The sequence below is a fragment of the Streptomyces sp. NPDC060035 genome (assembly GCF_042736635.1).
Taxonomy (GTDB): Bacteria; Actinomycetota; Actinomycetes; order Streptomycetales; family Streptomycetaceae; genus Streptomyces.
Window position 1 is genome coordinate 69611 of sequence record NZ_JBHWVO010000002.1, and the last position, 21920, is coordinate 91530.

19 protein-coding genes and 2 pseudogenes are annotated in these 21920 nt (G+C 70.2%); 8 read left to right on the forward strand and 13 right to left on the reverse strand.

Features of this window, described 5'->3' with window-relative positions:
- The first annotated feature begins 4 nt into the window (after positions 1-4).
- The 6 genes and pseudogenes from ACFWBQ_RS02900 to ACFWBQ_RS02925 all read left to right on the forward strand — a co-directional run.
- Positions 5-1366 carry a lysine N(6)-hydroxylase/L-ornithine N(5)-oxygenase family protein gene (locus ACFWBQ_RS02900; RefSeq protein WP_385483250.1) on the forward strand — a complete coding sequence of 454 codons (1362 nt, stop codon included), beginning with the start codon at positions 5-7 and terminating at the stop codon, positions 1364-1366.
- On the forward strand, positions 1363-1749 hold the full coding sequence (locus tag ACFWBQ_RS02905) for a cupin domain-containing protein (RefSeq protein WP_385483252.1): 387 nt from the start codon (positions 1363-1365) through the stop codon (positions 1747-1749). Before ACFWBQ_RS02900 ends, ACFWBQ_RS02905 begins: the two co-directional genes overlap by 4 nt.
- Positions 1746-3266 (forward strand): class I tRNA ligase family protein, encoded by a 1521-nt coding sequence (locus ACFWBQ_RS02910; RefSeq protein ID WP_385483254.1) that lies wholly within the window; start codon positions 1746-1748, stop codon positions 3264-3266. Before ACFWBQ_RS02905 ends, ACFWBQ_RS02910 begins: the two co-directional genes overlap by 4 nt.
- A gap of 76 nt (positions 3267-3342) precedes the next feature.
- Positions 3343-4617, forward strand: coding sequence for an acetyl-CoA carboxylase biotin carboxylase subunit family protein (locus ACFWBQ_RS02915; RefSeq protein ID WP_385483256.1), 1275 nt, complete (start codon positions 3343-3345; stop codon positions 4615-4617).
- Between the two features lie 2 nt (positions 4618-4619).
- On the forward strand, positions 4620-5927 hold the full coding sequence (gene lysA / locus ACFWBQ_RS02920) for a diaminopimelate decarboxylase (RefSeq protein ID WP_385483258.1): 1308 nt from the start codon (positions 4620-4622) through the stop codon (positions 5925-5927).
- Positions 5928-6077: 150 nt separating this feature from the next.
- Positions 6078-6248 (forward strand): annotated as a pseudogene (locus ACFWBQ_RS02925) (transposase); the annotation flags it as partial.
- 26 nt (positions 6249-6274) lie between these two features.
- Here ACFWBQ_RS02925 and ACFWBQ_RS02930 read toward each other — a convergent pair.
- The 3 genes and pseudogenes from ACFWBQ_RS02930 to ACFWBQ_RS02940 all read right to left on the reverse strand — a co-directional run bounded on the left by ACFWBQ_RS02930 (position 6275) and on the right by ACFWBQ_RS02940 (position 10068).
- Positions 6275-7162 carry an alpha/beta fold hydrolase gene (locus ACFWBQ_RS02930; protein ID WP_385483259.1) on the reverse strand — a complete coding sequence of 296 codons (888 nt, stop codon included), beginning with the start codon at positions 7160-7162 and terminating at the stop codon, positions 6275-6277.
- 127 nt (positions 7163-7289) lie between these two features.
- Positions 7290-8134: pseudogene (locus ACFWBQ_RS02935) on the reverse strand (amidohydrolase family protein).
- Positions 8135-8712: 578 nt separating this feature from the next.
- A complete protein-coding gene (locus ACFWBQ_RS02940; RefSeq protein ID WP_385483261.1) occupies positions 8713-10068 on the reverse strand; it encodes a peptidase C39 family protein in 1356 nt (451 codons plus the stop codon).
- A 180-nt stretch (positions 10069-10248) separates the two neighbouring features.
- Between ACFWBQ_RS02940 and ACFWBQ_RS02945 the strand changes: the two genes are divergently transcribed.
- On the forward strand, positions 10249-10863 hold the full coding sequence (locus tag ACFWBQ_RS02945; RefSeq protein WP_385483263.1) for a uridine kinase: 615 nt from the start codon (positions 10249-10251) through the stop codon (positions 10861-10863).
- A 374-nt stretch (positions 10864-11237) separates the two neighbouring features.
- Positions 11238-13142: an AAA family ATPase gene (locus ACFWBQ_RS02950; protein WP_385483265.1), complete on the forward strand. Its 1905-nt coding sequence runs from the start codon at positions 11238-11240 to the stop codon at positions 13140-13142.
- A gap of 134 nt (positions 13143-13276) precedes the next feature.
- Here the strand turns inward: ACFWBQ_RS02950 and ACFWBQ_RS02955 are convergent, their stop codons facing one another.
- From ACFWBQ_RS02955 to ribD, 10 genes are all read right to left on the reverse strand, one after another.
- Positions 13277-14371 (reverse strand): hemolysin family protein, encoded by a 1095-nt coding sequence (locus ACFWBQ_RS02955; protein WP_385483267.1) that lies wholly within the window; start codon positions 14369-14371, stop codon positions 13277-13279.
- The gene (locus tag ACFWBQ_RS02960) at positions 14368-15735 is read right to left on the reverse strand and encodes a hemolysin family protein (RefSeq protein WP_385483269.1); all 1368 of its coding nucleotides are present in this window, start codon (positions 15733-15735) and stop codon (positions 14368-14370) included. The genes ACFWBQ_RS02955 and ACFWBQ_RS02960 overlap by 4 nt, the downstream gene beginning before the upstream one ends.
- Positions 15736-15918: 183 nt before the next feature.
- Entirely contained in the window at positions 15919-16395 is a 477-nt protein-coding gene (locus tag ACFWBQ_RS02965; protein ID WP_385483271.1) for a PH domain-containing protein, read from the reverse strand.
- 37 nt (positions 16396-16432) lie between these two features.
- The gene (hisG, locus tag ACFWBQ_RS02970) at positions 16433-17281 is read right to left on the reverse strand and encodes an ATP phosphoribosyltransferase (RefSeq protein WP_385483273.1); all 849 of its coding nucleotides are present in this window, start codon (positions 17279-17281) and stop codon (positions 16433-16435) included.
- Positions 17282-17334: 53 nt separating this feature from the next.
- The gene (locus ACFWBQ_RS02975) at positions 17335-17607 is read right to left on the reverse strand and encodes a phosphoribosyl-ATP diphosphatase (RefSeq protein ID WP_056787177.1); all 273 of its coding nucleotides are present in this window, start codon (positions 17605-17607) and stop codon (positions 17335-17337) included.
- A 35-nt stretch (positions 17608-17642) separates the two neighbouring features.
- Entirely contained in the window at positions 17643-18128 is a 486-nt protein-coding gene (gene ribH / locus ACFWBQ_RS02980) for a 6,7-dimethyl-8-ribityllumazine synthase (protein WP_307128077.1), read from the reverse strand.
- Between the two features lie 24 nt (positions 18129-18152).
- Positions 18153-19442 carry a bifunctional 3,4-dihydroxy-2-butanone-4-phosphate synthase/GTP cyclohydrolase II gene (locus tag ACFWBQ_RS02985; RefSeq protein ID WP_385483276.1) on the reverse strand — a complete coding sequence of 430 codons (1290 nt, stop codon included), beginning with the start codon at positions 19440-19442 and terminating at the stop codon, positions 18153-18155.
- Positions 19439-20083: a nicotinamide riboside transporter PnuC gene (locus ACFWBQ_RS02990; protein ID WP_385483277.1), complete on the reverse strand. Its 645-nt coding sequence runs from the start codon at positions 20081-20083 to the stop codon at positions 19439-19441. Before ACFWBQ_RS02990 ends, ACFWBQ_RS02985 begins: the two co-directional genes overlap by 4 nt.
- A complete protein-coding gene (locus tag ACFWBQ_RS02995; protein WP_385483279.1) occupies positions 20080-20700 on the reverse strand; it encodes a riboflavin synthase in 621 nt (206 codons plus the stop codon). The genes ACFWBQ_RS02990 and ACFWBQ_RS02995 overlap by 4 nt, the downstream gene beginning before the upstream one ends.
- Entirely contained in the window at positions 20701-21801 is a 1101-nt protein-coding gene (ribD, locus tag ACFWBQ_RS03000; RefSeq protein WP_385483281.1) for a bifunctional diaminohydroxyphosphoribosylaminopyrimidine deaminase/5-amino-6-(5-phosphoribosylamino)uracil reductase RibD, read from the reverse strand.
- Positions 21802-21920 lie beyond the last annotated feature (119 nt).

Below are 21920 nucleotides of genomic sequence, written 5' to 3' on the forward strand. Positions count from 1 at the left end.
CACCATGACCAGTGCCTCCCCCGAGGGACACCCGCACCACCGGCTCCTCGGTATCGGCTTCGGCCCCTCACACCTGTCCATGAGCGCGCTGCACGCGTCGGCCGGGGCGGCCGCGGCCGGGACCGGCCTGCACTTCCTGGAGTCCAGGGACGCCTTCTCCTGGCACCCCGACATGCTGCTGCCCGGTGCCCGGATGCAGGTCGCCTTCCTCAAGGACCTGGTCACGCCCCGGGACCCGACCAGTCCGTACAGCTTCGTCAACTACCTGGTGTCCCAGGGGAGGCTGGAGCCGTTCCTCAACCTCGGCACGCTCAACCCGACCCGGCGGGAGTACGTGGACTACTTCCGCTGGGCCGCCGGGCAGCTCGCCCGGTACGTCAGCTACGGGAGCACCGCCGAGCAGATCCGTCCCGTGACCGGGCCCGACGGGGAGGTCACCCGCCTGGAGGTGGACTACCGCGGGCCCGACGGCGCCCGGCACACCGTCTCCGCCGACCATGTGTCCCTGGCGCCGGGCGGCACACCGATCGTCCCGCCCGGCGTCGGCCCGCGCCCCTTGGAGGACGGCACCGTCTTCCACAGCAGCTCCTTCCTCGGCCGTGTCCGGTCCTTCCACGACCGCGGCCGTGAACTGCCCTACCGCTTCCTGGTGGTGGGCGCCGGGCAGAGTGCCGCGGAGATCTTCCAGTACCTGGCGGGCGAGTTCCCGGCCGCGCAGGTGACCCTGGCGCACCGCGGTTTCGCGCTGATGCCTGCCAACAGCAGCGCCCTGGCCAACGCCATCTTCGACCCGGCGTCGGTCGACCTGTTCCATGGCGCCGACACCGCGCGCCGCCGCGGCATCGTCGCCGACCTGAAGGCCACCAACTACGCGGCCGTCGACGACGAGGACATCAACGCCGTCGCCGAGTTGCTGTACGACCAGCAGGTGCACGGCGGGGAACGACTGCGACTGTGCCGGTTCACCGAACTGGCCGGTGCCCACGCCGAGGGCGACCAGGCCGCCGCCACCGTGCGCGACCTGCTCACAGGCGCGACCCGCACCGAGCGGTACGACGCGGTCGTGCTGGCCACCGGCTACGACTTCCGGGAGGCGCGTGGCCTGCTGGCAGGCATCGGCCCCCATCTGCTCAGGGACGGGGACGGCGAACTGCTCGTCGACCGCGACTACTCGGTACGTACCGCCGAGCGCTTCGCACCACGGATCTTCCTGCACGGCGCCGCCGAGCACACCCACGGCCTGACCAGCACGCTGCTCTCGCTGCTCGCCCGCCGCGCCGGGGACATCCTCGACGCGGTCATGGACGCTCCGGCCGTCGGCCACCCTCCCCTTTCCACCCCTCTCTTCGAAGGAGTCCACGCGTGAGCGGCATCCCGATCCAGCGGCGGGAGGACGCCGTCACCCAGGAGGAGTACGGCTGCGCCTTCCGGCGCATCCTGCCCTGGCAGTCCAGCGGGCCCTCGGACACCGGCATGGGCGTCTGTACCGTCGCGCCCGGCACGGCGACCACACCGCACTCCCACGAGGACCACGAGCACTTCTACGTGGTGCGCGGCAGCGGCCGCGTCGAGGTCGACGGGGTCCGTACGGACATCGCGGCCGGTGACGCCCTGGTGGTGGGCTCCTACCTGACGCACCACTTCGAGAACGCCTCGGACACCGAGGAGCTGGAGCTCGTCTCGGTCTGGTCCCTCGGCGCGTTCGGCGAGAAGCCGGACGCCGCCCGGGCCCCCGGAGGAATCCGATGACAGGGACTCCGCGCCGCTTCCTGGTCACCGCCACTCCCCCGACCACCAACGGCGATCTGCACGTCGGCCACCTCTCGGGCCCCTATCTGGGCGCCGACGTCTTCAGCCGCGCGCAGCGGATGCTGGGACACACGGCGCTGTACGCGTCCGGTGGCGACGACCACCAGACGTATGTGGTCACCACGGCGCAGCGCCTGGGCGTCGACCCGGTCGAGCTCGCCGCGCGGTGCAACCGCGAGATCACCGGGACGCTGGAGCTCGCCGACATCGACATCGACGCGTTCACCCGCCCGGACGACGTCTACCGCGACGAGGTACGGGAGTTCTTCGCCGGTCTGTACAGCGCGGGCAGACTGGTGCGCCGCACCTGGACGTTCCCGTACTGCGCGGAGACCGACCGGTACCTCCTGGAGGCGTTCGCCACCGGATACTGCCCCGAGTGCCTGGTGGGCACGTGCGGCGCGATCTGCGAGAACTGCGGGCACCCCAACGATGCCGGCTCACTGCTCTTCGCCGAGAGCGCCGGCGCCCAGGAGGGCTCCACCACGGAGCCGCGCGACGTGGAGATCCTGGTCCTTCCGCTGGAGGAGTACCGCGAGCAGTTCACGGAGTTCTACCGGAGGCGGCGCGCGACGATGCGTCCGCACGTGCTGCGCTTCGTCGACGAGATGCTGTCCCGGCCGCTGCCGGACTTCCCGGTCAGCTACCCGGCTCACTGGGGCATCCCGGTCGGGATCGAGGGCTTCGACGGCCAGGTGATCAATGTATGGGCGGAGATGCTGCCGGGCCTGAGGCACATGGCGGAGGCCGCGAGGGTCCGCCGCAGTCCAAGGACGCCGGCGGGCGTGTGGGCCGCGGACTCGGGCTTCGAGCTCGTGCAGTTCCTCGGCTACGACAACACGTTCTACTTCTCGTTCGCCCATCTCGGGCTGGCCCTCGCGCACGGCGGACTTGTCGAGCCGACGGCGATCGTGACCAACGAGTTCTACCACCTGAACGGGTCCAAGTTCTCCACCAGTCGGCGCCATCTGATCTGGGCCCGCGACCTGGTGGGGAAGTACGGCCCGGACAACGTGCGGTTCCACCTCGGACTCAGCAACCCGGAGCACCAGCCGGCCGACTTCACCGAGGCCGGGTTCCTGGAAACCGTACGCACCCGGCTGCACGAGCCGCTCCAGGCGCTTGCCACGGCGCTGGCCCCGCACACCGGACAGCCGGTGACGGTCCGGCCGGAGACCGAGGCGCTCCTGGACCGCTACCGGGACCGGATGCGGAGGGCGTACACCCTGGAGACCTTCTCGGTGCGCCAGGCCACGGAAACGACCGCGAACCTGCTCGCGCTGCTCGCCGCCAGGGCGGCCGGCGACCCGGGGCTCGCCGTCGCCGGTCTGCGCGTACTCGGCGCCCAGGCCGCGCCCCTGGTGCCCGGTCTCGCCGCCGTGATCGAGTCCCGGTACGCGGCTGCCACGCCGGGCACCGTCCCGGAGCTGGCGGATCTCCTCCCCGTCACCGTCTGAGCGGCCTGGCTCCCGGCCCGACACCTCTCCTCACCGATCTCCCGTCCCCCCGCAACCGACCGCAAGGCAGAAGCCCATGCACATCGCGTTCGTCGACTCGAACCCCGCCGCGCTCGAAGCGATCCGACTGGCCAAGAAGGCCGGTCATCGGGTCACCTACCTCCAGTCCACCGAACCCTTCTATCCGCCCACCGAGAAGAACCTGCGGATCGTCGGGTCCGTGGACCACCTGGTCGACGGTCTGGTGACCACCGACGCCGAGACCGTCACCCAGGTGCTCGCCGCCTGCCACGCCGCCGACCCCATCGACGTCGTCACCGGCCAGCTGGAACTCAGCGCCGAGGCCGTGGCCCTTGCCTGCCGGGAGCTCGGTCTGCGGGGCACGGCGACCGACGCCGTTCTCACCGCCCGTCGCAAGGACCGGTGCCGGGCCGCCCTGGAGGAGGCGGGGCTCGCCTCCGCGCGCTACGCCCTGGCCGAGACCGAGGAGGACGTACTGGCCGCGGCCGGTGAGATCGGCTACCCGGTGATCCTGAAGCCGCCGTCGGGCGCGGACAGCCTGCTCTCCTACGTGGCGACGAACGCCGTCGAGGCCGCCGCCGGCTGCCGGGGCGTGCTGACCGGTCTGGACGCGGTGCCGGCGCAGTGGCACGAGCAGTTCACCCGTGGTGTCCTCGTCGAGGAGTATCTGGTCGGCACGCTGGTCTCGGTGGAACTGGGCGCCAGGGACGGGGAGTTCTTCCCGTTCGCGGTGTCCGGACGGTTCCGCTGGGCCGAGGACGAGGTGGTGGAGCTCGGTTCGTACATTCCCGCGCACCTCCCGGACGGCCAGTCCGCCGCCTGTGTCGCGTACGCGATCGATGTGTGCCGGGCGATCGGCCTGGACCTGGGCGTGTTCCACATCGAGATCATGGTCACCGAGCGCGGGCCGGTCCTGGTCGAGGTCAACCCCCGCGTGATGGGCGGCGCGCTGCCCACCATCTACCGGCATGCCACCGGCACGGACATCTTCTCCGGTCTGCTGAGCATCCTGGAGCCGGGCGCCGAGGTGGCACTGCCGGGAACGCTCGACGGCTGCGTCGGGGGGCGGAAGGTGATGGCCCGCGACGGCGGCACCCTCTCCGCCGGGGCATCGCTGGAGTGGATCGCCGACGAGCCCGGGGTGCTGGAGGTCGTCGGCTTCGACAGCTACAGCACCGGACCGGGCCGGCCGGTCTCCGCGGGACAGATCGTGGCCCGTTTCATGCTGCGCGGCCCGGACCATCCGTCCGTGGTACGGACGGCCGAGCAGATCTTGCGCCGTTTGGAAGAGGATCTCGGAATTGCCCTGATGATTGGCGAGAAGGACTGACCATGACCTCCGTATCCGCATCTTCCTCCACAGCTTCGTCCCGTTCGGGGGAGCTGCCCGGTCTTCGCGGCTCCCTCGACGGGCCCCGGCTCGCGGGAGCGGCCGCGGAGTACGGCACTCCGCTGTGGGCGTACGACGCCGGGACGATCCGCGCGCAGATCGACCGGCTGCGCCGCTTCGACGTCATCCGCTTCGCCCAGAAGGCCTGCTCGAACCTGCACATCCTGCGTCTGATGCGCGAGGAGGGCGTGCTCGTCGACGCCGTGTCGGAGGGCGAGATCGAGCGTGCCCTCGCGGCCGGCTACCGGGTCGAGGGGGCCGACGAGCCGATCGTCTTCACCGCCGACCTGCTGAACCGCTCCACGCTGCGCCGGGTCGTCGAGCTGGGAATCCCCGTCAACGCCGGCTCCCCGCAGATGCTCGACCAGGTGGGCGCCGTCTCCCCCGGCCACCCGGTATGGATCCGGGTCAACCCGGGCTTCGGCCACGGGCACAGCCGCAAGACCAACACCGGTGGCGAGCACAGCAAGCACGGCATCTGGCACGAGCACCTGGAGGAGAGCCTCGCGCTGGTCGACCGGCACGGGCTCGACCTCGTCGGCCTGCACATGCACATCGGCTCCGGGGTGGACTACAGCCATCTGGAGTCGGTCTGCGAGACCATGGTCAAGCAGGTCAGGATGGCCGGGCGGGACATCCGGGCCATCTCGGCCGGCGGTGGCCTCTCCGTGCCGTACGCGCCGGGTGACCCGGAGATCGATACCGACCGCTACTTCGAGCTCTGGGACGCGGCCCGCCAGGAGCTCGTCTCCGAGCTCGGCCACCCGGTCCGTCTGGAGATCGAGCCCGGGCGCTTCCTGGTGGCGGGCTCGGGTGTCCTGGCCGCGGAGGTGCGCGCCCAGAAGCCCGTCGGCAGCAACTACTTCGTCCTGGTCGACGCCGGTTTCAACGACCTGATGCGGCCCGCGATGTACGGCAGCAACCACCGCGTCTCGGTCCTCGGTGCCGACGGCTTCCTCTCCGGAGAGGACACCCGCGACACGGTCCTGGCCGGTCCTCTCTGCGAGTCGGGGGACGTCTTCACCCAGGTCGAGGGCGGCGACGTGGAGGCCGTGCCGCTGCCCCGCACCGAGGTCGGCGACCTGGTGGTGTTCCACGACACCGGCGCGTACGGCGCGAGCATGTCGTCGAACTACAACTCCCGGCCGCTCATCCCCGAGGTCCTGGTCGACGGCGACGAGACCAGGCTGATCCGCCGCCGGCAGACGATTGCCGAACTGCTGGCACCGGAGCTCGACCTCAGGCTCTGACCCTGGGCTCTGCCCCCGGGCCGGTTTCCGCCGACACGCTCCCGCAGGACGGCGAGCGGGTCGGTGTTGCCGGCCTGGCGGTCCACCGTGACCTCGACGAGCCGCGTGTCCGTCCACGAGCGCAAACTCCTCGCCGCCCGGATCGAGGAGCTCCTGGAGGCCCCCTTGTCTCCCAGGTCCTGATCCCGATGCCCGGCATCGGGATCAGGACCACGGCCCGCATCCTCGTCGGCTTCGGTGACGGCAGCGGCTTCACTTCCGCGGGACACCTACGCCGGCCTGGAACCCGTGACCCGGAACTCCGGCTCATCCATCCGTGGCGGGAAGCGACCCGGTGCCTGACGGGCTCAGCTCGCAGGGCGGTCCGAGTTCCCGTAGGCGTGTTCAGCTCCCGGCGTGTGCTCGCCCGCCCATTCAGCGGGCACCCGGCCCTCACGGCTCAGCATCTGTGTCGCCAGCGCCCGCAGGGCCGCCGCGAAGATCGCCGGACGGCGCAGGAACTCCATGTGGATTCCGGGGAACTCCACCCACGGCACACCGATCCTTCGGGCGATCTCGAGGGAGGGGCGCGCGTAATACGCACCCCGGTCGGAGGATCCTGAGCCAAGCACCACCGGAAAGGGCGCGGCCTTCAGCGCGGCCTCGTCGGGACGGAAGCCGGCGAAGCCGGGCCACTCCGTGCCGAACAGATGGTCCTGGTTCCCCAGGAACCGCTTCCAGAGGTCGTCGGGCCAGCGGTACGTCCCCTCGCCGCGCGTCGTTTCCGCAAACCGGCGTCCCGCTGCCGGGGCTCCGTCCTCGGCGTACAGCGCAGCCATGTCGTCGAAGAAGCTGCGGTCGGGGTCACCGTCGGGCAGGACGTTCACGGCCGGCGGCTCGTGCGCGATCAGACCGGTGAGCACCTGGGGGTGCAGCGCGGCCAGAGTGAGGCCGATGATCGCGCCTCCACTGTTGCCGAACACGAGAGCATGTCCGCGCGCCACCGACTCGATCAGCCGGCGGGCGTCGGCCGCCTGCTGAGCCAGGTCCATCAGTTCGGCGGAGCGGCCGGTGCTGCGGGAATTGCCTCGTCGGTCGTAGGTGATCACGGTGAAGGCGTCGGCCAGCTCCTCGGCGACACCCGAGAAATATCCGGCGTCCCCTCCGGCCCCGCTGATCATCAGCAGCGCGGGCCCGCTGCCGCGCACTTCGTGGTGGAGGCGCGCTCCGTCGGCCTCGAACATGTCACTGCGCACAGCAGGGCTCCGTCCCGTCCCACGGTGAAGCGTCGTTCGCGTTTCTGGAGGCGGCCTGCTCATTGAACGGTGCGGGGCCTCGCGCAGCCTGACAGACACGCCGGAGTCGCTCGACCGCTCCGCAATGTCAGGACCGGGCAAGCCGAGGGATGAGGAGTTCGGCATTGCCACGGTTGACGGCGTGGAGCTGCTCGGGTTCCCAGTGCGGGTACTCGTCCAGCCCGTTGTCGAAGCCGGTGGCCCACTCCTCGGGAAGCATGGGGAAGTCGCTGCCGTACAGGACGTGTCCGGGTGCGGCGAAAGCGAGCAGTGAGGGCAGGGCGGCCGGGCCGCCGGAGATGGCGGTGTCGAAGTAGAAGCGGCGAAGGTCGCTCAGCAGTCCCTCGGGGGTGAAGTCGGGGTGGAGGCGGGCGGCGACTGCGAAGCGGTCGGCCGCATACGGCAGGAGGCCGCCGGCGTGGGGGAGAACCATCTTGATCCGGGGGTAGCGCCTTGGCACACCGTTCAGAGCCATGTGGAGGGCAGTGCGGGCAGTGTCGTAGGGAAAATGTTGGACAGGACGATCAGTCCGTCGGCGTTCAGCTCGTCCAGTGCATGGGCAGCCTCGGCGAGCGCGGCGTCCACGTCGGGCAGAGGGAGGACGGCGAAGTGACCGAAGCGATCGGGTCGGTCCTTGACGACTTCGGCGGTGTACTCGTTCACGCTCCGGGCACCGGTGCGTGCTCCGGCGTGGTCGTCGGGGGCCGCGACCGGCGCAGGAAACGACAGGATGCCAGTGGCGATCGACCTGCGGTCCATCACCGCGATTGCGCTCTGCACGTCCCACGCGGGAGCGGGCCACCCGAGGGCCGCGGCACGCTCGGCCATCGCACGGCTGAGAGTCGGTGGGATCAGGTGCTGGTGTACGTCGATGCGCACGGGGTCCGACATATCTGCCCGAGCCTCCTCGGGTGCGGGGCAGCCTGTAGCCATGAGATACCCCCCGGTGGGAAGGGCGTCGCGTGGACGGGTAGGCCTGGCCCCGAACAGCGGGTGTGTCCGACCGGGTAATCACCTGAGCGGGCGAGCCGGTTCGGCCGTGGGCGACCCGTCCGGTCGTGGCTCCCCCGGCTTCAGCTGGGGGAGGAGTCACCTACGCGACGTGGACGGTCAAGCGGCTGCGCGAACGGAGGCCGTGGCCTTCTGCGCGGTGGTGAAGCGATTCCGAGAAGCGCACTGGCCTGCTGGTCACCGCGGATGATGTACGTGGACGATCGGCAGCGGGGTGCCGGGCACCGATCTGACGAACTGCGTGCCGAAGCAAGCCGCATCTCGCATGCCGGCCATGAATCAGCTGCAGTACCCCCAGGGAGAGCACCTTCGGTGGAACCGGCGCCCTCACCCGACAGCGGATCAGCGCCTGTCACCGGCGCAGGAGTCCGGGTGCAGGTGTCCCGCCGGCTCGGGCATCGCTCGATCAAGGTCACGGTAAACAAGTACAGCCGCCTCGACTCCGGACGGCCGGGAGCGCTGCCGTCAGGGCGTCGAGGCGGCCGTAGGGCCTCACACGCTCAGGCCAGACCGAGCGACCTCAGAACCCGTCGCTGACTCGATGTCGGATCAGCCGGCCAGTAGACGTAGCAGACGCCTCCCGTACCGCCTCTGACCTTGCCCGTCGCGTCGTAGCGCTTGGTGCGCAGCCAGATGTTCTCCCACTCGCGCCGACGGTAGACGCGCCGAACGGCTCCGTTGTCCGGCGAGGCGGGGTCGTTGGCGATCACATCGCCGTCGGCCGTGAAGCCGATGACCGTCATCAGATGGCCAGAGGTCCCGTAGCCCGCCCCCGTCAGCTCCTCCTTGAGGAACGACTGGGACGTTATGACCGGGATACCCGCACCGACCAGCTTCTCCAGTTCCTCCAGCGAGCCGAGCCGGGTGACGACCGCGTTCATGTCCTTGTACGTGGCCGCGTAGGCGGCGTTGAAAGGCCAGTTGCCGCAGCCGTCGTACTGGTAGTCGAAGGTGTAGCGGGCCGCGTGGCAGACCTGGGGGTCGGCGATGTCCGGCTTGACCCAGGCCAGGTCCTCGGCAGTGGGCTTGCGCCCCCAGTACTCGATGATCATCTGCGAGGAGGTGGGGCTGCACCAGGCCTCGCCGCCGTTGTCGTACTCGGGGTACTGCCCGACGTGGACGTTCTGCGAGTAGCGGGGCACGGACAGCTCGCGGACGAGCCCCGGCGCGACAGCCGGGACGGTGAAGCGGTCCGGGACGTCCGAGGCCATCGCGCCGACGCGGTGGACCGTGGGCGTGAGACGGCTGCCCGGGGTCCGGTGCAGGGTGAGCCGCAGCCGGTAGGAGACCAGCCGCAGACCGCTCGCGGCATCGTCCACCGAGAAGGTGTCGGTCCAGACCGTGCTCTTGCCGTCGGTCTGGTCGTCGACGGAGGTCCGGCGGATGTCGGCGTCGCCCGAGGCCCAGCGGCCCATCACGTACCAGGGGGTGTCGGTCCCGTCGGAGTACCGGCCGCGCAGCTCGATCTGGATCCATGTACCGGCCGGGGTGCGGGCGTTCCAGGAGGCGATCACCTCGGTGGCCGGCACCGTGGAGCGGTGGACGGGTGAGGTCCAGGTCGCGTACTCCCAGGTGGTGGTCGTACCGGTGTGCGGGTCGGTGTAGTCGGTGGTCCCGGCGGGGGCCGAGATCACCAGGCCCGGCCTGCGGCCGGCGACGGCGCGCGTCCCGGCGGAGGAGCCGCAGCGCCAGTCGGTGTACGTGCTCCAGAAGCGGTTGCCGACGAGCGAGGCGGCCGCCGGGGCGGGAGAGGTGCGGGCAGTAACGGCTGTCGCGGGGTGGGCGGCGGCCACCGCACCTGCACCGGCCGCGAGCGCGGCGGTCAGCACGGTTCTGCGTGAAGTAGGTCTGATCATGGGCGAAACCCCCGGTCGTGGGCGGATATGGGGCTGCGATGGCAATCGTGCGCCAACTATCGCGGGTGGGGACCATATCCGGCCAGCGATTCTTCCCGCGTCGCGTGATCAATATTGGTCTGGTCCACTGGCGTGACCTGCGACCACTCCGGCCTGTTCGCGAGCCCTTAGGCTGGAGACATGAACGACCTGGTGGACCGTGCCCGCCGCCTGCGCTCCCTGGCCCCGTCCTGCGGGCCGGTGCGGCTGATCGCGGTCGACGGCCACGCGGGCTCGGGCAAGACCACCTTCGCGGGCCGGCTGGCCGCCGCACTCGACGACGCCCCCGTGCTGCATCTGGACGACCTCGCCTCCCACGACGAACTCTTCGCCTGGACCGACCGGCTGCGCACACAGGTCCTGGGCCCCCTCTCGCGCGGAGAACCGGCGCACTACGCCCCGTACGACTGGACAGGTCGGCGCTTCGGGCCGCCACGGACGCTGGCGCCTGCGCCCGTGATGCTGATCGAGGGGGTGGGCGCGGGCCGGCGTGCGCTGCGTCCGTTCCTTGCGGGGCTGCTGTGGCTCGAAGGGGACAGCAGCGGGTCCTGGGAGCGGGGCCGCCGCCGTGACGGCCCCGCACTTTCGGAGTTCTGGGACGGCTGGACCGTCGCGGAACTCGAGCATTTCGCCGACGATCCCTCGTACCCCTTCGCGGATGCCCTGATACGGCAGTTGCCCAAGGGATACGCGTGGCTGGAAGCGCCTCACGGGACAGCAGGAACGAGTCGCATCATCACACACGGTGAAGGTTGAGGGTCACCATACCGAGCGGTCGGAGATCGCCCGGGAGTGCCTCAACTCGGCTTGACCGGGGGGCCGTACAGGTCTTACGTTCTCAATGTGCGGCTTTTCGGAGCCCTCACAGACGCGGAGCCCCCGGTTGTTCCCCCGTGATCGGGGGCTTCGTTCTGCCCCCGGGCACCCATGTCCCGCTGCCCCGTGATGCATGTGCTCACGCTCGGTCACGATCCCGATGCGCCGGTAACGCCCTTAACCGCTCACTCCCTGTGCAGGTACGATGCATCTCGGTGCGGTCAATTCCCGTCCCCGACACAGTGATTCGGCGCGCTTGGATGGGCATGCTGTGCGGGCGGGACATTCTGGGGGCACGGTTTGTGGGGGACCTGATGGACATCGGCACGCAGGGCGCACAGGCCCCCGCCGACCTGGCCTGGCTGCGCGGCGTGGACGCCTACACCATGGGCGCGTACCCGCAGGCCGAAGAGGAGTTCAGAGCCGCGGTGCGCTTCGATCCCGGTATGGCGGACGGCTGGCTCGGCCTCCATGCGCTGCGGATCGACACGACCACGGCGCTCTTACGCATGTACCGCCATCGAGACCGGTTCGGTGAGCAACGGGCGCGTCATCGTCGCACGCTCAACTCCTGGTACTGGCTGGGCTGGTGGGTGCAACCGGTGCTGGAGAGCCCGCGCGACCTGCTTCTCGCGCACGCCTCGCACTGGCTGGACGGCCGTCACGTACCCGAGCTGGACCGGGCGCTGGCGGGCCTTCCCCCGATCGACACGGATGCGCATGTGCGGTTCCTCCATGCGTGCCGCGCCTACCTGGTCAAGGACTGGGAACAGCTCGTACGCACCACGGAGCAGCTGGTCGACGATCCGCTGCTCGGCATCGAGGCCGGGCTCTTCGGCGGCATGGCACGGGTGCGTCTGGAGATGTACGGGCACGCGGAGCCTCTGCTGTCAGCCGCCCTGATGCGCTGCCGCAGCGAGCAGCCGCAGCGTAAGGAGCTGCGCTACTGGCTGGCCCGGGCCCACGAGGGCACCGGGCGCAGCGCGGCGGCGTTGCCGCTGTACCGGGCGGTGCATCGCGTCGACCCGGCTTTCATGGACACCTCGGCCCGGCTCGCGGCGATCTCCGAGGGAGACGGATACGACGAGGCGGTCGACCTGGCCGCGGTGTCACTGGCCGGATTCGGCCCGGACGGAACGGGCACGGAGGCCCAGGCGGACGGGGACTCGTTGCTGGGCACCGATCTGGTGGACGGGCGCGAACCCTGGCTCGGCGGGGACCCGCAGGACCTGCCGGGAACCGGTGCCGCGCCACGGGACGCCGGGGTGAGGGAGAAGTCGGCGGCCGGCCGGCCGGTGCCCGCCGCCTTCCCTTCGGGGCCGAGCGATCCGGCGCTGCTCGCCGAGGCCCTGGCGGAGCTGGAGCGCATGGTGGGACTCGAACCCGTGAAGCGCCAGGTCAAAGCTCTGTCCGCGCAGCTGAACATGGCCCGGCTGCGCGCCGAGCAGGGTCTTCCGGTGCAGCCGCCGAAGCGTCACTTCGTCTTCTCCGGCCCGTCCGGGACGGGCAAGACCACCGTCGCCCGCATTCTCGGCCGGGTGTTCTACGCACTCGGGCTCCTCGGCGGTGACCATCTGGTGGAGGCCCAGCGGTCCGATCTCGTCGGCGAGTTCCTCGGCCAGACGGCCGTGAAGGCGAATGAGCTGATCGATTCGGCGCTCGGCGGGGTCCTCTTCGTCGATGAGGCGTACAGCCTCTCCAACTCCGGTTACAGCAAGGGCGATGCGTACGGGGACGAGGCCCTGCAGGTCCTCCTCAAGCGGGCCGAGGACAACAGGGACCATCTCGTCGTCATACTCGCGGGCTATCCGGAGGGCATGGACCGGTTGCTCTCCACCAATCCGGGTCTTTCCTCACGCTTCACGACCCGGGTCGACTTCCCCAGCTACCGCCCTCTCGAACTCACCGCGATCGGCGGGGTGCTGGCCGCCGAGAACGACGACGTGTGGGACGAGGAGTCGCTGGACGAGCTGCGCAGCATCAGCGGGCACGTGGTCGACCAGGGCTGGATCGACGAGCTGGGCAACGGCCGTTTCCTTCGCACGCTGTACGAGAAGAGCTGCGCCTACCGCGATCTGCGGCTCTCCGGCTATGCGGTCGCACCGACCCGGGACGATCTGGCCACGCTTCGGCTGCCGGATCTGATGCAGGCGTACGGCGAAGTGCTGTCCGGGCGAGGACCGGTGGACCGAGGGAAGCCGGAGCCCGGGGCGCTGTGAGGGGCGGGCGCCGGGGCCGGCCGGGGCGCTGCGAGCGGCTGACCGGAACGCGCAGGCGTCCCTCCGCCCTCAGCCGCCGGGCGGAGTGTGCCCGCCCGGCGCCGAGTCGATTCCGTCCGGTGGTGAGTCAGCCGTCAGCCCGTGGGTGCCATGGCCTTGTGCTCCGTCGGCACCTTCACCGTGCGGCGGGGTACCGAGACGCGGTGCGCCGGGTCGCGGACCTCACCCACGAGCGTTTCCAGGACGTCCTCCATGGCGACCAGGCCGAGTACCTTGCCCGAGGCGTCGGCGACCTGCGCCAGATGGGTCGCCGCCCGGCGCATCACGGTCAGGGCGTCGTCCAGCGGGAGTTCCGCCCGCACGGTCGCCATCGGGCGCCAGATCTGCTGCGGAACGGCCCGTTCGCCGTCCTCCAGCTCAAGGACGTCCTTGACGTGCAGATAACCCATGAAGGGGCCGCCGCCCTCCGCGCAGACCGGAAAGCGCGAGAAGCCGGTCCGTACGGTCAGCTCCTCGACCTGGCGCGGGGTGACGGACGGGTCCACCGTCACCAGGGACGCCCGGTCGAGCAACACATCGGTGACGGGCCTGCTGCCCAGCTCCAGTGCGTCCTCGAGCCGTTCCTGCGCCTCGGGTTCCAGCAGTCCGGCCTGTCCGGAGTCCTCCACCAGGCGGTTGAGCTGTTCGCTGGTGAAGACGGCCTCGACCTCGTCCTTCGGCTCGACCTTGAAGAGCCGCAGGACGAGCCGGGCACAGGCCCCGAGCGCCGAGGTGACCGGCCGGCAGAGCCGGGCGAAGCCGACCAGGCCGGGACTGAGCCACATCGCTGTCTTCTCGGGAGCGGCCATCGCCAGGTTCTTCGGGACCATTTCACCGATGACGAGATGGAGGAAGATCACGGAGACGAGGGCCAGTGCGTAGCCGAGCGGATGGATGAGCCCCTCGGGTACCTGCGCCGCGTGGAAGACCGGCTCCAGGAGGTGGGCGACGGTCGGCTCGGCCACGGCGCCGAGGGTGAGCGAGCAGACCGTGATGCCGAACTGCGCGGCGGCCATCATCTGCGGCAGGTTCTCCAGGCCGTACAGCACCTGTCCCGCCCTGTGCGACCCGTTGGCGGCCAGGGGTTCGATCTGGCTGCGGCGTACGGACACCAGAGCGAACTCGGCACCGACGAAGAAGCCGTTCGCCAGCACCAGGAGTCCGGCGAAGAGCAACTGGACGAGACTCATCGCACAGCCTCCAGCAGCCCGCGAACGGGCTCCTGCGCCGTCGGCTCCCCCGCGCCCGTCAGCCGCACGAAGCGGACCTGCTCGGCACGGTAGTGGCCCACCTGGCGGACGGAGATCCGCCAGTCGGGCAGCTCTGCCCGGTCACCGGGAGCAGGGATGCGTCCCAGCAGGTCGGCGACCAGCCCTGCCACGGTCTCGTACGGCCCTTCGGGCACGTCGAGGCCTATCCGCCGCAGAGTCAGCACACGGCAGCTGCCTTCCACGTCCCAGCCGGGACGTCCGTCCTCGGCGACGACGGACGTCAGCTCGGGGCGGTCGGCGCCTTCCGCGTCGTGCTCGTCCCTCACTTCACCGACGAGTTCCTCGATGATGTCCTCGAGGGTGACGACACCGGCGGTGCCGCCGTACTCGTCCACCACTACGGCGATCGGCTGCTCGTTGCGCAGCTGCCGGAGCAGCTGTTCGACGGGCAGCGTCTCCGGTACCAGAAGCGGCGGTACGGCGATCCGGCCCGCCGGGGTCCGGAGCCGGTCCTGGGCGGGGACGGCGAGGGCGTCCTTGAGGTGCACCATGCCTACGACTTCGTCGATGCGTTCCCGGTAGACGGGAAAGCGGGAGAGCCCGGTGGCCCGGGTGAGGTTGAGGACGTCCGCGGCGGTCGCCGACGACTGCAGGGCGCTGACCTTCACCCGCGGGGTCATGACGTGCTGCGCGGTGAGGCCGGCGAGCGACAGGGTCCGTACGAAGAGATCGGCGGTGTCCTGCTCCAGGGTGCCGGCCTCGGCCGAGTGACGGGCGAGCGAGACCAGTTCGCCCGGGGTGCGCGCGGAGGCCAGTTCGTCGGTGGGCTCGACTCCGAACAGCCGCACCAGCCGGTTGGCCACGGTGTTCAGCGCGGTGATCACCGGCCGCAGGAGGGTGGCGAACCGGTGCTGGGGACCGGCGACGAACCGGGCGACCTGGAGCGGCCGGGAGACCGCCCAGTTCTTCGGTACGAGCTCACCGATGACCATCTGGACGGCGGAGGCGAGCAGCATGCCGATCACGACGCTCACCCCGGGAACAGCCCCTGCGGGCAGTCCGGTGACGGTGAGCGGCCCGGCGAGCAGCTGGGCGAGTGCGGGTTCGGCAAGCATGCCGACGACCAGCGAGGTGATGGTGATGCCGAGCTGGGTGCCGGAGAGCTGGAAGGAGAGTTCACGCAGGGCCGAGACGACGGTGCGGGCCCGGCGGTCGCCTTCGGCGGCGGCGCGTTCGGCGTCCGGCCGGTCCACCGTGACGAGCCCGAATTCGGCTGCCACGAAGAATCCGTTGGCGAGGATGAGAAGGAATGCCGCGCTGAGAAGCAGCAGGGGGGTGGTCATGCCGCCGCCTCCGGGGAGAGGGCGGCGCAGGTACTACCGGACGATCCGTCCATTGCTGGAGGGAGTCACTCCTTGGGTCGCAGGAATGCCCCGCAGGCCTGTGGGCCTCTGGTGCGGGGCGGGGCGCACAGGGCGCCGCCGGTCTCCAGAGTAATCAAGATGCGGCGCTTCGGGGCAGGTGGCTCAGACGTTCTCCGTGGCGTCGTCCGTTCCGGTGCCGTGGAATTCCACGAGCGCGCGGAGTGTCCGTGCGTCACGAATGGCCCGTTCCCTGGCGATTCCGGGCTGGATACCGAGGGCGGGCATGCTGGTTCCGTCGCTGAGATCGAGAAAGACCCAGGGGTCGCCTGCCCGCAGATTGACGCGCAGGACCTCCGCCCAGGCCATCCGGCGGGTCCGGGTGATGTTGACCACCCTGATCCCGGCCTCGTCGGCGACGATCCTCGGCCTGCTGAGCAGGGCCAGGACACCGAGGAAGAGCAGGGCGACGAAGACGAAGCTGGTTCGCTCCGCGGGGCTCAGGTGTTCAAGGATCAGGGCGACGACGGTGATGACGACGAACATCGCCACCCCCACGGTCAGCAGGACCACCCGGGTGAGGGTGGGCCTGAAGGTGACCGGGAGAGCGGGGAGTTCGGGCCGGGACGCGGGGGCGGACATGAGGCTGTCGTCCTTCGGTGTGCGCTGGTCCGGGCCGTCAGAGGCGGCAGGCGTGGATGGCCGTCGTGAGGATGGCGCGGGCTCCGAGCTCGTACAGGTCGTCCATGATCCGCTGGGCCTCCTTGGCGGCGACCATGGAGCGGACGGCCACCCAGCCCTCGTGGTGCAGCGGGGAGATGGTCGGCGACTCGAGTCCCGGGGTGAGGGCCACGGCGCGCTCCAGGTGCTCGACGCGGCAGTCGTAGTCCATCATCACGTAGCTGCGGGCGACCAGGACGCCCTGCAGGCGGCGCAGGAACTGCTCCACCTTGGGCTCGTCGCCGGGGGCGCCCTTGCGGCGGATCACGACCGCTTCCGACGACATGATCGGCTCGCCGATGACTTCGAGTCCGGCGTTGCGCAGGCTGGTGCCGGTCTCCACCACATCGGCGATGATCTGGGCGACACCGAGCTCGATGGCGGTCTCGACCGCGCCGTCGAGGTGCACGACCGAGGCCTTGACGCCCTCTTCGGCGAGGTGCTTGGCGACGATGCCCTCGTAGGAGGTGGCGATCGTCATGCCCTCGAAGTCCTGCGGGCCGGTGGCCGTGCCGGGCTTGGTGGCGTAGCGGAAGGTGGAGCGGGCGAAGCCGAGCTGGAGGATCTCCTCGGCCTCGGCACCGGAGTCCAGCAGCAGGTCGCGGCCGGTGATCCCGATGTCCAGGCGGCCGGAGCTGACGTAGATCGCGATGTCGCGCGGCCTCAGGTAGAAGAACTCGACCTCGTTCGTGGGGTCGACGAGGACGAGCTCCTTCGACTCCTTGCGCTGCTGGTAACCCGCCTCATGGAGCATCGCCATCGCAGGCCCGGAGATTGCACCCTTGTTGGGGACGGCGATGCGCAGCATGAGGTCAGGTTTCCTTTGTGCGGAGGGAGTTCCGGGAACGTGCGGCGGTGTGCTCAGAGGTGGGCGTAGACGTCGTCGAGGGAGATTCCGCGGGCGACCATCATCACCTGGACGTGGTACAGCAGCTGCGAGATCTCCTCGGCGGCGGCTTCCTTGCCCTCGTATTCGGCGGCCATCCAGACCTCGGCGGCCTCCTCGACGACCTTCTTGCCGATGGCATGCACACCCTTGTCCACCAGTTCGGCGGTGCGGGAGGTGGAGGGGTCGCCGTTGGCGGCCTTGAGCTGCAGCTCGGCGAAGAGCTCTTCGAAGGTTTTGTTCGCCATGATGGTCCTTAGAATACGGGGTCCCGGACCCTCTCTCAGCGCCAGGGTTCGCTGACGGTCCGCAGCGTGGCCGCGGTGGCGACGGCGGCGGTGACCGCTTCGTGCCCCTTGTCCTCGTTGGAACCCTCGAGTCCGGCCCGGTCCAGCGCCTGTTCCTCGGTGTCGCAGGTGAGGACGCCGAAGCCGACGGGCACTCCGGTGTCGACGGTGACCTGGGTGAGGCCGTTGGTGACGCCCTGGGACACGTACTCGAAGTGGGGGGTGCCGCCGCGGATGATCACTCCGAGAGCGACGATCGCGTCGTAGCCGCGTCCCGCGAGGACCTTGGCGACCACCGGGAGCTCGAAGCTTCCGGGGACCCTGAGCAGGGTCGGTTCGTCGATGCCCAGGTCGTGCAGGGCGCGCAGGGCCCCGTCGACGAGTCCGTCCATGACCTTCTCGTGCCACTGGGCAGCGATCACTGCCACCCGCAGGTCACCGCAGTTGCGTACGGACAGTTCGGGTGCGCCCTTGCCGCTCATGTCTCTCCTACTGCTCGTCTGTGCTTACTGGTTTCCGCAGGTCGACGCGGTGGTGGCGTCGAGCCAGGGAAGGTCGTGCCCCATGCGGTCCCGCTTGGTGCGCAGGTACCGCAGATTGTGTTCGCCTGCCTGGACGGGCATGGGTTCGCGCCCGGTGATCCCGAGCCCGTGCCGTACGAGCGCAGCGGTCTTGTCGGGGTTGTTGGTCATCAGCCGGAGCGTGCGGACACCGAGGTCCTCGAGGATCTGGGCGCCCGCCGCGTAGTCCCTGGCGTCGGCCGGCAGGCCGAGCTCGAGGTTGGCATCGAGGGTGTCGACGCCCCGCTCCTGGAGTTCGTACGCGCGCAGCTTGGACAGCAGTCCGATGCCACGGCCCTCGTGACCGCGCAGATAGACGACGACGCCGCGGCCCTCGGCCGTGATGCGTTCCATCGAGGCGTGCAGCTGGGGGCCGCAGTCGCAGCGCTGGGACTGGAAGATGTCCCCCGTCAGGCACTCGGAGTGGACGCGGACGAGGACGTCCTGGCCGTCACCGATGTCCCCGTGGACCAGTGCGACGTGCTCGACGCCGTCGACGGTGGAGCGGTAGCCGTACGCGGTGAACGCACCGAACGTGGTCGGCAGCCGTACCTCGGCCTCGCGGCGGACGGTCGGCTCCGAGCTGCGCCGGTAGGCGATCAGGTCCTCGATGGAGATGATCGTCAGTCCGTGCTTGCGGGCGAACGGGACGAGCTCGGGCAGCCGGAGCATCACTCCGTCCTCGCCCGCGATCTCGACGATGGCGCCTGCGGGGCGCAGCCCGGCGAGCCGGGCGAGGTCCACGGCGGCCTCGGTGTGGCCGTTGCGGACGAGGACACCGCCGGAGCGGGCGCGCAGCGGGAAGATGTGGCCGGGCCGGACGAAGTCGCCGGGGCCCGCCCGGCCGCCCGCCAGCATCCGCAGCGTGGTGGCGCGGTCGGCGGCGGAGATCCCGGTGGTCACACCGTGAGCGGCGGAGGCGTCGACGGAGACGGTGAAGGCCGTCTTCATCGACTCGGTGTTGTTGTCGACCATCTGCGGGAGTTCGAGCCGTTCCAGCTCGTCGTTCTCCATGGGGGCGCAGATCAGCCCGCGGCACTCGCTCATCATGAACGCGACGATCTCGGGGGTCGCCTTCTCCGCGGCGATGACGAGGTCGCCCTCGTTCTCCCGGTCCTCGTCGTCGACGACCACGACGGGCCGGCCGGCGGCGATGTCGCGGATCGCCTGTTCCACGGGGTCGAGGGACAGGTCCTCGGCCGTACGGTCGTGCAGCCAGGTGGGCTGGGCAGTCATGCCGTGGCTCCTTCCAGAGCGGGTGTCCGCGTACGCAGCCACCAGTCGCGCATGCCCCACAGGACGAGGGCGCCGTAGACGACGTAGATGAGACCGGAGAAGGCGAGTCCGCTGTGGAAGTTGAGCGGTACGCCGACGAGGTCGACGAGCAGCCACGCGAACCAGAACTCGACCATGCCGCGGGCCTGGGCCAGCATCGCGACGAGCGTGCCGGCGAAGATGTACGCGTCCGCCCACGGGCTCCAGGAGAGCGAGGGGAAGGCGGTGAACAGGCTGCCGACCGCCAGGGTGCCGACTGCGGCGCCGCCCACCAGGTACGCCCGTTCGCGCCAGGTGGCGAAGCGCACGGCGATGGAGCCGTCCTGGGCCTGCTGCCTGCCACGGGTCCACTGCTGCCAGCCCCATACGGCGACGGCGATGACGATCAGCTGCTTGCCGACGCTCCCCGCCTGCTGCACGGAGACATTGGCGGCGACCAGGACGACCCCGGACAGCAGTTGGGCGGGCCAGGTCCAGACCGAACGGAGCCACCCGAGGGCGAGGGCTATCAGACCGATCGTGTTGCCGATCAGGTCCGACCAGATGATGTGCTGGCCGAAGGCGGCGAACGCCTCCGAGTTCAGCCAGTCCAGGGCGCTCATGCGACCGGCTCCCCGGATTCCGGCGCGGCGCTCCCGCCGAGCAGCCGCTCGACGTACTTCGCGATGACGTCCACTTCGAGATTGACCGGGTCGCCCGGCTCTTTGACGCCCAGCGTGGTCAGCGCGAGGGTGGTGGGGATGAGGCTGATGGTGAAGTAGTCGGGGCCCGCGTCGACGACGGTCAGGCTCACGCCGTCGACCGTGATCGAGCCCTTCTCCACCACGTAGCGGGTGAGATCGGCGGGCAGGGAGATCTTCACGATCTCCCAGTTCTCGGAGATCGTGCGCTCGATGATGCGGCCCGTGCCGTCGACGTGGCCCTGGACGATGTGTCCGCCGAGCCGGCCGCCGAGGGCCATGGGGCGCTCCAGATTGACCCGGGAGCCCGTCTCGAGCGCTCCGAGGCTGGAGCGGTTCAGCGTCTCGGCCATCACATCGGCGGTGAACTCGTGTTCGCCGAGGTCCACGACGGTGAGGCAGACGCCGTTGACGGCGATGGAGTCGCCGTGCTTGGCGCCTTCGGTGACAACGGGGCCGCGCAGTCGGAAGCGGGAGGCGTCGTCGAGCTTCTCGACGGCGGTGACCTCACCCAGTTCTTCGACAATTCCGGTGAACACTCAGTTTCCCTTCCGAGTAGGGACGGGGACGGCGGTGATGCGCAGATCGGGGCCGATACGGACGGTCTCGGTCACATCGAGGCGCAACGCCTGGGAGATGGTGGAGATTCCGGCGTCGGCGAGGGCTGCCGGGCCCGCGCCGAGGAGGACCGGAGCGAGATAGCCGACGACTTTGTCGACTGCTCCCGCGGCGACGAAGGAGCCGGCCAGGACCGGTCCGCCTTCGAGGAGTACGGAGCGGATACCGCGCCCGTGCAAGGCCGTGAGCAGGGACGGGATGTCCAGACCGGGGCCGGTGGCGGCGCGTGGCAGCCGGAGCACGGCATCTTCGGGGAGGTGCGCGGTGTCGGCGTCGCCGGCGACCGCGACCAGAGTGGGCGCGGTGCCGTCGAGCACCCGGGAGCCGGGCTGTACGGCGGTGGCGCCCGTGTCGACGACGACCCGGAGCGGCTGGTCGGCGCCTTCGATGCCGCGTACCGCGAGCTGGGGGTCGTCGGTGCGGGCGGTGCCGGAACCGACCACGACGGCGTCGGCCTCGGCACGCAGCCGGTGGACGTCGGCGCGGGACTCGGCCGAGGTGATCCAGCGGCTCGTGGCGTCCGCGGCGGCGATCCGGCCGTCGAGGGTCGCCGCGTATTTCCACAGGACGTACGGGCGACCGAACCGCACCGAGGTCAGCCAAGCGGCGTTGCCCGCCTCGGCCTCATCGGCGAGGAGACCCTGCTCCACCTGGATCCCGGCGGCGCGCAAGGTGTCGGCACCTCCGGTGGCCTGCGGATTCGGGTCACCGACCGCGTACACCACCCGCTCGACCCCGGCTGCCACGAGCGCCTGCGCGCAGGGGCCGGTGCGTCCCGTGTGGTTACAGGGTTCGAGGGTGACGTAGGCGGTGCCGCCCCGGGCCTTCTCACCGGCCTCGCGAAGCGCATGGATCTCGGCGTGCGGGCCACCGGCGCGCCGGTGGAAGCCCTCACCGGCCGGCTGTCCGGCGGCGTCGAGAATCACGCACCCGACAACCGGGTTGGGGCTGGTGGAGCCGAGTCCGCGGGCTGCGAGCGTGATCGCTCGCCGCATGGCGGTGATATCGGCTGCGGTGGCCACCGGGTCCTCCTGCCTCTTCGGGCACGGACTCCGGGGCCTGTCGATGACGACAGATGAAGCGGAACGCAACAGGGGAACGCCGAACCGAAGACACGGATGCTCTCGTCCCGGAAGATCCC